A 15,462-nucleotide genomic window follows, 5' to 3' on the forward strand; every position below is an offset into this window, starting at 1 on the left:
CTTATGGGGAAACAAAAGATTCAAAAGGTGTATCCTTTAACACCGATGCAGGAAGGGATGCTGTATCATGCGATGCTTGATCCGGAATCTTCCTCTTATTTCACACAGCTCGAACTGTTCATAGACGGTGATTTTGATTTAGCGATTTTTGAAAAGAGCGTGAATCAGCTTGTGCGCTCTTTCGATATCCTTAGAACGGTTTTTGTTCATCAGCAATTGCAAAAGCCGCGCCAGGTCGTCCTGGCCGAACGGCAGGCGAAGGTTGCCTTTGAGGATATTGCCGATTTGGACGAAAAACAGCAGACGATGCGTATCGGCCAATACAAAAAAGAAGTCCAGGCAGCCGGATTCAACCTGGCGAAAGATATGCTGTTTAAGGTGGCGGTCTTCCGGCTTGACCATCAGCAATACCACATGATTTGGAGCAACCATCATATCGTGATGGACGGCTGGAGCATGGGCATATTGATGAAGCGGCTTTTTCAACATTATGAAGCGTTTCGCTCAAATCGTCCAGCTCCGATTGATCAAGGAAGGCCGTATGCAGACTATATTAAATGGCTCGGACGGCAGGACAGGGATGAGGCGTTATCCTATTGGGAGAAGCGTCTTGCCGACTTGGAGAGCCCGAGCGTCATCCCTGGCCGCAAAACATCTTCGGACCAAGAATCTTACCAGAACGAAGAACTTGCTTTCGTCTGGGACAAAGATATGGTGGATGCCGTCCAAAAGGCGGCAAACCGCTATAACGTAACGGCTCCCAATCTATTTCAGGCGATTTGGGGAGCGGTCCTTGCTAAATATAATGCGGCAGAAGACGTGGTGTTCGGCACGGTTGTGTCCGGACGCCCGGCGGAAATCAACGGCATCGAACATATGGCGGGATTGTTTATCAACACAATTCCCGTCCGTCTGAAGGTTGAAAAGCGTGTTTCATTTGCCGAGCTTTTCAAACAGGCGCAGCAGCATGCGATTGAAGCGGAACAGTACGATTATCTGCCGCTTTATGACATTCAAAAGAAATCCGCGTTGGACGGGCGTTTGATCAGCCATCTCGTTGCGTTTGAAAATTATCCGCTGGATCAAGAACTCGAAAACGGAACGATGACAGAGCGCCTCGGCTTTTCAATCAAGGCCGCCGGAGCTTTTGAACAAACGAATTACGATTTGAATCTGATCGTTTATCCGGGAACAGAATGGACGATTAAATGTAAATACAACAGTGCGGTTTATGAGGCCGCCTTCATTAAAAAGGCTGTGGAGCATCTAACAAGACTTGCCCGCATTGCGCTTTCAAATCCTGAATCAGAGGCGGGCAGCGCTGGACTTTTATCAGAAAGGGAACAAATAGCGCTGCTTGCATTTAATGACACGACAACGGACTATCCGCGGGAAAAAACGATCCCAGAGCTCTTTGAAGAACAAGCGGAACAGACACCTGAAAAAACAGCCGTCGCCGCGGGCGAAAAAAACCTTACATACCAAAGGCTGAATGAAAAAGCCAACCAGCTTGCGAGAAAACTGCAAGCAAAAGGTCTGGTGCACGGCGGAGCCGCCGCCATCATGATGGAGCGTTCGCTTGAATCTGCCGTCAGCATGCTGGCAGTGCTGAAAGCAGGCGGTGTTTATGTACCGATTGACCCAGGCTACCCTGAAGAGCGAATTCGCTTTTTGCTTGAAGACAGCGGCGCGAAAATCGTCATGACGAATCAAAGCACACAGGTTTCATTGGAAGGGTATGAGGTGATGGCCGCAGATGCGGAGGACGCTGAAAGAGAAGATGCAGCCAACCTTGAATATATCAACAAGCCGAATGATCTCGCTTATTACATCTATACATCAGGATCAACGGGCAAGCCAAAAGGTGTCATGGTGGAACACCGCAATATCGTCCGCCTCGTCAAAAATGCCGGATATATCCCGCTGCACGAAGACGTGCGCATGGCGCAGACGGGTGCGGTCAGCTTTGATGCCAGCACATTTGAGGTATTTGGCGCACTGTTAAACGGCGGGACTCTATACCCGGTGCCGAAAGAGACGCTCCTTGATACAAGGCGTTTCCGGACATTTTTGGAGGAAAACAGGATCACGACGATGTGGCTGACCTCACCGCTCTTCAATCAGCTGGCCCGGCAAGATGCGGAGATGTTTAAAAATTTAAGCGATTTACTGATTGGCGGAGATGCGCTCGTACCGGCAGTCGTCAACCAGGTTAAACGCGTGTCCCCCGGGCTCTCGCTTTGGAACGGATACGGCCCGACGGAAAATACAACATTTTCAACCTGTTTTTTAATCGATAAAGAATATGAGCGCACAGTTCCGATTGGGAAGCCGATTGGAAATTCAACGGCGTATATTCTTGATCAACAAAACCAGCTTCAGCCAATCGGCGTACCGGGTGAGCTATGTGTCGGCGGAGACGGTGTGGCCCGCGGCTATTTGAACCAGCCTGAACTGACTGATGAAAAATTCGTCGGCGATCCGTTTGCCGAAGGAAAGCGGATTTACCGGACGGGCGACTTGGCAAAATGGCTTCCGGACGGAAATATCGAATTCCTCGGGCGGATTGATCATCAAGTCAAAGTCCGCGGCTTTCGGATCGAATTGGGAGAGGTTGAAGCAAGCTTGGCCAGGCTTGACAGCATCGCAGAAGCCGCTGCCGTCATACGGGAAAACAATGCAGGGGAAAATGAAATTTGCGCTTATTACACTGTCGCCCGGGCGAGGCCGGCGTCACAGCTGCGGACAGAGCTTTCTCAATCACTTCCGGAGTATATGATGCCGTCTCATTTGATCGAACTTGAGAAAATGCCGCTGACGGCCAACGGAAAGATTGACAAACATAAGCTTCCGGCCCCTGAGGCTGAGGAAACGGATGCTGCATACAAAGCGCCGGAAAATGAAACGGAAGAAATCCTTGCTGCCATCTGGGAAGAAATTCTCGGCATCAAGTGCCCGGGAATCGACGACAATTTCTTCTCCGTCGGCGGGCATTCTTTGAAAGCGATGATGCTGACTGCCAAAATACAGGAGCAGATGCAAAAAGAAGTTCCGATCAAGGTATTGTTTGAAAAACCGACGATCAGAGGGCTTGCGGCATTTCTAGAAGGTGAATCAAAAGAAGATGCGCCGCCGATTGAGCCGGCGCCCCCAAAGCCTTATTATCCGGTGTCTTCAGCGCAAAGGCGCATGTACATTCTCAACCAGCTTGAAGAAGCGAGCACGAGCTACAACGTCCCGGCCGTGCTGCTTTTGGAAGGGGCATTGGACAAGGATCGTCTGGAATCCGCGTTTCAAGCTTTAATCAACCGCCATGAAACGCTCCGGACATCGTTTGAATTAATCGATGGAGAAATTGTTCAAAGCATCCGGCAAAACGTACCGTTTGAGCTGACGGCTTCTCAAGCCGAAGAAGCGGAAGCAGAAACGAAAATCAGTGAATTTATCCGGCCTTTTCAATTGAATCAGGCGCCGCTTGTGCGGGCGGAACTCGTTCAATTGGAAGAAAAACGCCATTTGCTTCTGATCGATATGCATCACATTATTACCGACGGAAGCTCAACCGGAATTTTCATCCGCGATCTTGCCCGGTTCTACCATGGCGGCGATGCGCCGGCTCCTAAACTGCATTATAAAGACTTTGCCGTATGGCAAAACGATCAGGAGCGCCAAGGACAATTGAAAGAAGAGGAGCAATACTGGCTTGATGTTTTCAAAGGCGAGCTGCCTATGCTTGATCTGCCGTATGACTTCCCGCGTCCGGCAAAACGAAGCTTTCAAGGCGAGCGGGTTGTCTTTGGCATTGATCAGAAGCTTACAAATGAAATTAAGAAGTTGCTCTCTGAATCTGATGCAACGCTTTACATGTTCCTTTTGGCCGCATTCAATATCCTGATTTCCAAGTATGGATCACAAGATGATATTATCGTGGGATCACCTGTGGCCGGGAGAACGCATCCCGATGTGAATGACATTCCGGGCATGTTTGTCAACACGCTGGCACTTCGCAATCGTCCTGAGGGAGAAAAAACATTCAAGCAATTTTTGCAGGAAGTCAAAGAAACAAGTCTGCAGGCATTTTCAAAGCAAAGCTACCCGCTTGAAGAATTGATTGAAAAACTGCCATTGGCAAGGGACACAAGCCGCAATCCATTGTTCAGCGTCTTTTTCAACATGCAAAATATGGATGTCCCAACATTGAAATTAGGAGATTTGCAGATTTCTTCCTACGCTGTACGGCACCGTACCGCAAAGTTTGACCTGTCTCTTGAGGCTGTTGAACATGACGGGGAAATCGGTTTGAACTTTGACTATGCCGTCTCTTTATTTAAAGAAGAAACGATCAGACGCTGGAGCGGCCACTTCTTGAACGTGATCAAAATGATCAGCGAAAATCCTGATATCAAGCTCCAAGATATCGAACTGCTGTCAGATCAAGAGCGGGAGATGCTGTTGGATGAAGTGAAACACTGTCAGGCAGAAAATCTTGAAGAACGGCCGTTTCATGTGCTGTTTGAAGAACGGGCAGCCAAGACGCCTGACCTGCCGGCCGTTGTTTGCGGAGAAACGAAACTCACATACCGGGAGCTTGAAGAGAGAGCAAATCAGACGGCGAATGTTCTGCAGGGAGAAGGCGTCGGAAAAGACGATATCGTGGGGATTATGATGGATCGTTCTGCAGATGTCATCGTCTCGATTCTTGGTGTAATGAAAGCAGGGGGCGCGTATTTGCCGATTGATCCGGATATGCCGTCGGCAAGGGTGGAATATATGCTTGAAGACAGCGGAGCCCGCTGGCTGCTGATTGAGCCTTCCTATCAAACCGCACTTTCAGGTCAATATAAAGGCAAATTCATAGATATGGCAAAAGACACGCTGAATGCAAGCGCTGAACGCCCTCATTCAACCCATGACGGAGCGGGTCTCGCGTATATCATCTACACATCCGGGACGACGGGCAATCCGAAAGGCGTTCAGCTGGAACACCGCAATCTTGTGAACTATGTTTCTTGGTTCAGCAGTGTAGCAGATTTGTCAGAGTCTGATAAAACAATGCTCCTGTCTTCATATGCATTCGATCTCGGGTATACGAGCCTTTTCCCGGTGCTTCTTGCCGGAGGTGAGCTGCATCTTGTCCCGAAAGAAACATATACAGAACCGGAGCGGTTAAGCCATTATATCGGTGAACAGGGGATCACATATATCAAGCTGACGCCGTCGCTGTTCCATACGGTCGTTCAGCCGCAAAGCTTTGCTTTAACAAAGGGGCTCAAGTCATTGAGATTGATCGTACTTGGGGGAGAAAAAATCAATCCGGCCGATGTGATGCGCTTCCATTCCAGCTATCCGAATGCCCGGTTTATCAATCATTACGGGCCGACGGAGACGACGATCGGGACAGTTGCGAAAGTGATCGATCGGGACGGGATTGCCGAATTTGCCAAACGCCCGACCATCGGACGGCCGATTTCGGGCGCCGGAGCCTTGGTATTGGACGCTTCCCGCCGCCTTGTGCCGCCCGGCGCGGCAGGCGAACTGTATATTATGGGACAAGGACTTGCGAGAGGGTATTTGAACAAACAAGAGCTGACTGCTGAACGGTTTGCTGAAAACCCTTATGCCCCCGGCGCGTTCATGTACCAGACGGGAGACCTCGTACGCCGTCTGCCTGACGGAGAGATTGAATTTTTGGGACGGACGGATGATCAGGTGAAAATCCGCGGATACAGAATTGAATTAAAAGAAATCGAAGATGCCTTGAAAGAGCTCGAAGATGTTGAAAGAGCGGTCGTTCTCGCTTTTGCGCCCGATTCCGGGCTGGAAGAGCTGTGCGCCTATATTCAATCGAAAGGAAAGCCGTCAGCTTCTAACCTGAGGGAGCAGCTTTCTGAACGGCTGCCGTCATACATGGTGCCTTCATATTTCATTACGGTGGATGAAATTCCGCTTATGGCAAACGGGAAAGTGGATCGCAGCGCGCTGCCCGATCCTCAGACTTTAAACAAACCAGGCGCTTCCTATACGGCTCCGTCAACAGAACTGGAGAAAGCACTGTGCCTAATTTGGGAAGATGTGCTCGGCATCAGGCCGATCGGAATTGAAGACAATTTCTTTGATCTTGGCGGACATTCTTTGAAGGGAATGATGCTGACGGCTGATATTCAATCCAAACTGGAGAAAAAAGTGCCGTTAAAAGCGCTCTTTGAGTGCCCGACAGTCAGCCGGCTCGCACGCTATATCGAATCATCTGAAGGGCCGTCAGAGCAAAGCAGGATTCAGCCTGCTGAAAAACGCGACTGGTATCCTGTTTCATCCGCACAAAAACGGATGTATGTCCTTCATCATATCGAAAAGAACGGGACCGGCTACAATATGCCGTCTGTTCTCCTAATGGAAGGCGCTCTTGATATCGATCGGTTAAGACGGTCGTTCATATCATTGGTGGAATGCCATGAATCGCTGCGCACTTCATTTGCGGAAATCGATGGCAGCCCGGTTCAAAAGGTGCACGAAAAAGCGGACATCGAATTGAAGGTCACCGATATTCAAGAAGAAGACGCCGAAAAAGAAATCAGCCGTTTTATCAGACCGTTTGCTTTAAGCAGCGCTCCGCTGCTCCGCGCTGAATTGATGCGAATCAATGAACAGCGTCATCTGTTGCTGATTGATTCCCATCACATTATCGCCGATGGTGTATCAAGAAGCCTTTTCGTCAAAGAAATTGCGATGCTCTACAGGGGGGAAGCGCTGCCGGAACCGAAGCTTCATTACAAAGATTATGCAGTTTGGCAGCATGAACCTCACCAGCAGGAAAGCATTCGGAAACAGGAAGAGTTTTGGCTGAATCAGTTTAAGGAAGCCGTTCCGGAACTCGGCCTTCCGCTAGACTTCCCGCGTTCTCCGGTGCAAAGCTTTGCCGGTGATCAGGTTCACTTTAAAACGACGAAGGAAACAGCGCTGAAAATCCGCGGTTTGGCAGCGGAGACGGAAACGACATTGAATATTGTGATGCTGGCCGTATTCAATATCTTTTTAAACCGTCTCTCTGGCCAAAAAGACATTGTCATAGGTTCGGCGGCAGCGGGCAGAACAAACGCCGACCTCAAAGACATGCCGGGTATGTTCGTCAACTCATTGGCGCTTAAAAACCATGTGCCGCTTCACTCGACGTTCAGCGAATTTTTGGAGGATGTCAAACACAACAGCCTCGCTGCCCTTGACCATCAGGACTACCCGTTTGAAGAGCTGATCGCAAAGCTTGACCTGCCGCGCGATATGAGCCGAAATCCGCTTTTCAATGTCATGCTGACAGTAGAAAATCCTGATAAAGAGACGCTCGACTTGGATGGATTAACGATCAAACCGTATGACATTTCACATGCCGCTGCGAAGTTCGACCTGACATTGGGGGCTTTTGAACAGGGAGAATCAATCGGTCTGCAATTTGAATATGCTATTGATTTGTTTAAGGAAGAAACGATCAAGCGCTGGAGCGGCTATTTGCTCAATCTGCTCGAAGCGGTTGCGGATAATCCGAATGTCCGCCTTTCAGAGCTTTCACTGCTGAATGAGACGGAAAAACGGAGACTCGTTGAAAAGTGGAATGAAACTGCACTCGAAGCGCCGGAAGACAAAACGATTCACGAGCTGTTTGAAGCGCAAGCTCTCCGCACACCTGACCGCGGGGCTGCGGTGTACAACGGCCGCAGGTGGACGTACAGAGAGCTTAACGCCCGCGCCAACCGCCTCGCCCGCCTGCTGATCGCAAAAGGAGCATGCCCTGACCAGCGGATCGGCATCATGGTCAAGCCTTCGTTGGAAATGGCGGCCGGTGTGCTGGCGATTATGAAAGCGGGAGCGGCCTATGTGCCGATCGATCCCGACTATCCGGCCCAGCGGATCGGATATGTGCTGAAAGACAGCGGTGCGGATCTGCTTCTGACGCAAACCGATCTGATGGTGCCAGACACATTCACAGGAGAAGTGATTTGCCTGAATGGAGAAGCTTCCATCCTGTATGGCGAGCTTCATGCTGAAGATGAAGCCAACCCAGTTTCAGGGGCGAAGTCTGACAATCTTGCCTACTTGATCTATACGTCAGGGACGACAGGCGAGCCGAAAGGCGTCATGGTCGAACACCATTCACTTGTGAACCTGTGCTATTGGCATCATGATGCATTTGAGGTCACAGAACAGGATAAAAGCGCGAAATACGCGGGCTTCGGCTTTGACGCATCCGTATGGGAGATGTTCCCGTACTGGATCGCCGGAAGTGAGCTCCATATCATCGATGAAGCGATTCGGATGGATATCGTCCGCCTGAATCAATATTTCGAAGAACACGGCATCACGATCACATTCCTGCCGACACAGCTGTGCGAACAGTTTATGGAACTGGACAACCGTTCACTGCGGGTGCTTTTGACTGGCGGAGACAAGCTGAAGCGGATTGAAAAGCGCGGCTACACGCTCATCAACAACTACGGCCCGACAGAAAACACGGTCGTTGCGACAAGCACGGCGATCGACCCTGATGAAGGAATGCTTTCGATCGGTCAGCCAATCGCCAATACAAGGGCATATGTGCTTGGAGAAAACAACCAAGTACAGCCTGTCGGTGTCACGGGTGAACTGTGCATTGCCGGCCGCGGGCTTGCGCGCGGCTACTTGAACAAACCTGAGGAAACAGCGAAGCGCTTTACGGAAGATCCGTTTGTGCCGGGAGAGCGCATGTACCGGACGGGAGACGCGGTCAGATGGCTCGCGGACGGACGGCTTGAATATATCGGCCGGATCGACCAGCAGGTGAAAATACGCGGCTTCCGGATTGAGCTTTCTGAAATTGAAGTCCAGCTTACACAGCTCGCTGAAGTCCAGGAGGCAGTCGTCGCCGATATCGAGGACGCCTACGGCAATAAAGCGCTGTGCGGCTATGTCACATCAGCGGAACAGCTTGATACAGAAAACATGGCCCGTCAGCTTGCGAATGTGCTGCCAGACTACATGGTGCCGACGTACTGGGTACAGCTCGATGAACTGCCGATTACGGCGAACGGAAAAGTCGACCGGAGGGCGCTTCCGCAGCCTGACGTCGAAGCGAAGACAGCTGAATACAAAGCACCGCGAACGGAGACGGAGCAGCTGTTGGCGGATGTTTGGCAAGAGGTTCTCGGCATTGAACGAATCGGAATCAGCGACAATTTCTTCACACTCGGCGGAGATTCGATCAAAGGGATTCAAATGGCGAGCCGCCTGCAGCAGCACGGCTGGAAGCTTGAAATGAAGGATTTGTTCCAGCATCCGACGATTGGCGAGATCAGATCGTATATCGAATGGACGGACGGCAAACCGATCGATCAGGGGCCTGTCGAAGGAGAAGTCACATTGACGCCGATCCAGCGCTGGTTTTTTGAACGCAGCTTTACGAATGAGCATCACTGGAATCAGTCTGTCATGCTTCATGCCCCGGCAAGATTTGATCCTGAGCTCATCGAGCAGACATTGGAGAAATTGACCGAGCATCATGATGCCCTGCGCATGGTGTACAAAAAGGAAAACGGCCGCATCATTCCTTATAACCGCGGTCTTGGTGATAAGGCATTTTCCTTCAGAGTGGTTAATCTTCAGTATGTCACAGATATTGAAACGGAAATAGCCGCTCAAGCGAAGCGGCTGCAGGCAAGCCTTGATATCGGAAGAGGGCCGCTGTTAAAGGTAGAACAGTATCAAACCGCTGCAGGCGACCATTTGCTGATTGTCATTCACCACTTAGTGATTGACGGTGTGTCATGGAGAATCCTGCTGGAAGACTTTGCCGCCGGTTATCTTCAAGCCGAAAAGCAGCAGGAGATTGTCTTCCCGGACAAAACGAATTCATTTAAAGACTGGGCTGAAGAGCTTGAGTCCTATGCCCAGTCGGAACAATTCCTAAAGACTGCCGAATATTGGCGCCAGCTTGAAAAAAAGCCTGTTCCGGCATTGCCGAAAGACCATGTTGTCGCAGAAAGAAAAGTGAAAGACTCGGCCGCTGTTTCATTTGAATTAAGTGATGCAGAAACGAAGTTGCTTTTGACAAAAGTTCACGAGCCATATGGGACGGATATCAATGACATCCTCCTTTCCGCCCTCAGTCTGATGATCCAAGAATGGACAAGGGACTTAAAGATCTGCATCAACATGGAGGGGCACGGCAGGGAGGAAATCATTCCAGGCATGAACATTTCGAGAACATTGGGGTGGTTTACTGCACAATATCCCGTTGTTTTAACATGTGCTGAAGACGGCGGTTTGTCTGAGATGATTAAAAACGTAAAAGAACATCTGCGGCAGATTCCTGATAAGGGTATCGGATACGGCATTCTCCGCTATTTAACAGATCAACAAAAAGCAGATGCCGATTTCTCAATCAAACCGGAGGTCAGCTTTAACTATTTAGGTCAGATTGACAATGAAGTTCAAACCGATTTCTTCGGACCGTCCTCTTATGATATGGGAAATCAGGTCTCAGAAGCGTCGGAAGCGCTCTACGCCTTGAGCTTCAGCGGCATCATCAGCAAAGAAAAATTAAACATGTCATGCTCCTTCAATACAAAGGAGTTTGACAGGGAGACCGTACAAGAACGAATGGACAGGTTTAAATCCTTCCTCATTGCATTAATTAATCATTGTACGGCCAAAGAAGAACGCGAATTTACGCCAAGTGACTTCACTGCCGGCGATCTTGAGATGGAAGAAATGGGCGACTTGTTCGACGTCCTTGAAGAAAATTTGAACTAAACATGCAGGATTCACCCGCTTCACAGCAAGCGGGTGAATCCATGAAAGGGGGAAGCGATCATGAGCCAGTTTAAAAAAGAGCATGTGCAGGACATTTATTATTTATCACCGATGCAGGAAGGGATGTTGTTCCATACACTGCTGCACCCCGGACAAAGCTTTTATATTGAACAGATCAGCATGCAAGTGAAAGGCTCCTTCCAAAAAGATATTTTGGAAAAAAGCATGAATGTCATCATCGACAGATATGACATTTTTCGAACCGTATTCGTTCATGAAAAAATGAAAAGACCGGTTCAGGTCGTCTTAAAAGAAAGATCTTTTCAAGTAGAGGAAATCGACTTATCCGGCTTTTCTGAAAAAGAGCAGCATAAAAGAATTGAAGATTATAAACAGAAAGACAAAGAAAAAGGGTTTCATCTTTCGAAAGACATTCCGATGAGGACCGCTATTTTTAAAAAAGGACCGGATCATTATGAATGGGTATGGAGCTACCACCATATTCTGCTTGACGGATGGTGCTTCGGCGTTGTCGTGCAGGAGCTGTTCAAGGTGTACAATGCACTTCGCAAAAACGAGCCTTACAGCTTGAATTCCGTCAAACCATACAAAGAATATATTAAATGGCTTGAAAATCAGGATAAACAAAAATCGCTGGCCTATTGGGAAACCTATTTAGACGGTTTTGAGGGACAGACGACGTTCAGCGAACAGCGGAAAAAAACAAAGCAAACCGGCAATCAGCCTGAAGAACTTCTGTTTTCTCTTCCGAAAGAGGAAACCGAAGCTTTTACACAGCTTGCAAAGGCGCACAATACGACATTAAGCACCGCTCTGCAAGCGGTATGGTCCGTACTTTTGAGCCGCTATCAGCGGTCCCGCGACTTGATTTTCGGTACGGTTGTCTCAGGACGACCCGCGGAAATTAAAGGTGTGGAGGACATGGTCGGCTTGTTTATCAATGTCGTCCCGAAACGGGTCACATTTGACGCGCAGACGACTTTTACAGAGCTGATGGCCGACTTGCAGAAGCAGTCGCTTGAATCTGAGCCGCATCAATATGTGCCGCTTTATGATATCCAAAGTTATACGGCAGCGCCGGCTTTAATCGACCATATCATCGTTTTTGAAAATTATCCGCTCCAAGAAGCCAACAAACAGCAGGAAGAAGAGAATCTAGGCTTTGCAATGGGAGATGTCAGTGTTTTTGAAAAATCGAATTACGATCTGAATCTGCTTGCATCGCCGGGTGAGGAAATGCTGCTGAAGCTGGCTTACAATCGGAATGTCTATGATTCGTCATTCGCCAACCGCCTAAAAGAACAGCTTTTGGCGGCAATCGGACAGATCGTCAAAAACCCGGATCAGCCGCTGGATGATATATGTGTGATTCCTGAAAAGGAAAAAGAGCGTCTCGTTGCTGAATTTCATGTTCAGCAGGGTGGAGAAAAAACAGCTTTAACGATTCCGAAATGGTTTGAACGGTGTGCTGAATCAATCCCTGAACAGCCCGCGGTGTCGGCAGCCGGCCGCACGCTTACATATGCCGAGCTGAATGAAAAGGCAAATAAACTAGCTCATATGCTGCGCAAAAAAGGTGTCAGCGCCGATCGAGCCGTCGCCCTCTTTTTCCGGCGTTCACCAGAAATGGTCATCGCGATACTTGCGGTGTTAAAAGCCGGCGGAGCTTATTTGCCGATTGATCCGGAGTATCCGGAAGAGCGCATCCAATACATGCTTGAAGACAGCGGAGCGGTATGCCTCCTGACTCAGGAAGAGCTTTCCGGCCAGGCGGCATCGCTCTCCTTCACAAAGGAAACGATTTTAATCGAATGTCCCGCCGTTTCCGAGGAAAGCGGAGAGAATCTCCGTATTGCCCGACATTCGGATGACCTCGCTTACATCATGTACACATCAGGTACAACGGGAAAACCGAAGGGCAATCTGACGACGCACGCCAATATCGCGAGGGTCGTCAAAGAGACGAATTATATAGATCTCACTGAGCGGGACACGGTACTGTCTCTCTCAAACTATGCGTTTGACGGTTTTACATTTGATCTATACGGCGCCCTTTTGAACGGAGGAAAACTGGTGATTGCCGATCAGGCGACAATTCTCCATATCGGAAAGCTGACAGAAACGATTCAGAAAGAAAACATCAGCGTTATGTTTGTGACGACGGCCCTGTTTAACCTGCTTGTCGACGCAGGAACGGATTGGATGAAAGGCATTCGCAAAGTGCTGTTCGGCGGCGAGCGTTCATCTGTGAACCATGTCAAAAAGGCGTTCGCTGCGATGGGGCCTGACAGGATCATCCATGTATACGGTCCGACGGAAACAACCGTTTTTGCGACTTTTTATCCGGTCGACAGTGTAAGTGACGATGCCGTTTCCATCCCAATCGGCAAGCCGTTGAATGAAACCGCGGCTTACATTCTGACGGAAAATCGCCAGCTCCAGCCGCTCGGAGCGGTCGGTGAACTGTGTATAAGCGGTGCGGGAATATCACGCGGCTACTTGAACAGGCCTGATCTGACTGCTGAAAAATTTGTCCCTCACCCGTTTAACAGTGGGGAAAACATGTATCGGACAGGCGATCTTGCCCGGTGGCTGCCGGACGGCAACATTGATTTTATCGGGCGGATCGATGATCAGGTGAAAATCCGCGGACATCGGATCGAGCTCGGCGAAATTGAAGAGCAGCTTCTCCGCTGTGAAGGCGTCAAGGAAGCGGTTGTCCTTGCTAAGCGAAGTGAGAGCGGAGACTCGGTCTTGACCGCATATGTCGTTTCCATGCCTGGAGCTGAGGTCACAGACGAGGCGCTTCGCAGCCGGCTTGCTCGGAAACTCCCGGCCTATATGGTGCCGTCAGCATATACCATACTTGAAGAACTGCCGCTGACAGCAAACGGAAAAGTCAATCGGCGGCTTCTTCCGGAAGCGGCGCATAAAGCCGGTGGAGAAGAATGCAGAGAGCCGCGCAATGAGACGGAAGCCAAGCTTACGGCGATTTGGTCGGAAGTGCTGGGAAGGCCGCAGATCGGTATGGATGAGAACTTTTTTGAAATCGGCGGCCACTCATTGAAAGCAATGGCTGTCACTTCCCGGATTTTGAAGGACCTCGAAATTGATGTTCCTGTGAACGTATTGTTTGCAACGCCGACGATCGCGGACATTGCCGCTTTCATCGAAAGCGGAGGGCAAACAGGTGAAGCCGAAAGAACCGTCTTCAATCAGGAAAGCCGCCGGCAAGTGTTTGCATTCCCGCCTGTCCTCGGGTATGGCATCATGTACGGCAAACTTGCCGAACAATTGCCGGAATACAAGCTTCACGCTTTTGATTTTATTGAAAGTGCTGATCGTGCTGAGCGCTTCGCGGAAACCATCAGTCATCTTCAGCCTGACGGCCCGCTGACCTTGCTGGGGTATTCAGCCGGATGCGGGCTTGCCTTTGAGGTGGCACAGGAGCTTGAAAAGAACGGACGAAACGTTGAAAAATTGATCATGATCGATTCATATATGAAAAACAATATCAGCGATTTGCAAGGGCGTACAGTCGAAGACGACGTGGCTGCGCTGATGGAAGCCAATAAGGACAATGAGTATCTGCAAATCAAGGCGGTTGCGGAAGGCATCGCCAAAAAGATGGGTGCGTATTATTCGTATTTTGTGAACTTGATTCACCAGGGAAGGGTCGGCGCCGATATTCACTTTATTCAGTCGGAACACACGAACCCGCTTCCGGCATGGCTTTCTTCCTGGAAAGAAGGGACGCGGGCTTCTTATCATGAATATCAAGGTTGCGGAAAGCATGATGAAATGCTTGCTGAAGGTTTTGCCGGCCGCAACGCAGAGCTCATCAAAAGCATTTTGGGAGAGCGTGCTGCTGTAAACGGAGGTGCAAGATAGATGAATGATGTAATCAAACATTTCGGATCTGCTTCCAGTGACATTCAATTGATTTGCTTTCCATTTGCAGGCGGCTATTCGGCATCATTCCGTCCGCTTCATGAACATTTGAAAAGGGATTTCGAGATGCTGGCGATCGAACCGCCGGGGCACGGGACAAATCGAATGGAGCCTGTCGATGATTTGGAAAAGCTCGCCGACATGTATTTAACGGCGCTTCGGCCGAAGCTCTCCCGTCCATTTGTGCTGTTTGGCTACAGCATGGGAGGAATGGTCGTATACAGACTGGCGCAAAAGCTTGAAAAGGAAGGCGTTTATCCGAAAGCTGTCATCATTTCAGCGATTCAGCTGCCTTGTATCAAGCGGAAAAAAGTTTCTCATTATGATGATGATGCTTTTCTCGACCATCTCATCCAGCTGGGCGGAATGCCCGAGGGACTGGTGAAGAACAAGGAAATCATGAACTTTTTCCTGCCTTCATTCAGAGCCGACTACAGGGCGCTGGAGACGTTCAGCCATACTGACCATGCTTTGCTCAGCTCGCCGGTCCATATTTTAAATGGAAACAAGGATGAGAAATGTATGAAGGATGCATTCGGCTGGAACAAATGGGTGAAGGATATTGATTTTCATTATTTTAAGGGCGGCCATATGTTTCTGCTTTCAGAAACGGAGCAGGTTGCCGCGCGCATCAGATCAATCGTCGCGGCGATCGGCAAGCGATCTGTTAAAACCATTTAAAAGAAGCGGAAAATCGGTGTATAACATTAGCCG

At 49.5% G+C, this 15,462-nt stretch carries 3 protein-coding genes; all 3 read left to right on the forward strand.

Translation table 11 applies throughout. The features are described 5' to 3' along the window. Window positions 1–3: 3 nt before the first annotated feature. The 3 genes from RBH91_RS02185 to RBH91_RS02195 are packed head-to-tail and all read left to right on the forward strand — an operon-like array spanning window position 4 to window position 15,429. Complete coding sequence (locus RBH91_RS02185) at window positions 4–10,776, forward strand: non-ribosomal peptide synthetase (RefSeq protein ID WP_307893311.1); 10,773 nt, start codon at window positions 4–6, stop codon at window positions 10,774–10,776. A gap of 60 nt (window positions 10,777–10,836) precedes the next feature. Next, window positions 10,837–14,688 (forward strand): non-ribosomal peptide synthetase, encoded by a 3,852-nt coding sequence (locus RBH91_RS02190; protein ID WP_307893312.1) that lies wholly within the window; start codon window positions 10,837–10,839, stop codon window positions 14,686–14,688. Beyond that, the gene (locus RBH91_RS02195; RefSeq protein WP_307893313.1) at window positions 14,689–15,429 is read left to right on the forward strand and encodes a thioesterase II family protein; all 741 of its coding nucleotides are present in this window, start codon (window positions 14,689–14,691) and stop codon (window positions 15,427–15,429) included. It abuts the gene before it with no gap. Window positions 15,430–15,462 lie beyond the last annotated feature (33 nt).

The organism is Bacillus swezeyi, from assembly GCF_030908325.1.
Classification (GTDB): Bacteria; Bacillota; Bacilli; order Bacillales; family Bacillaceae; genus Bacillus; species Bacillus swezeyi.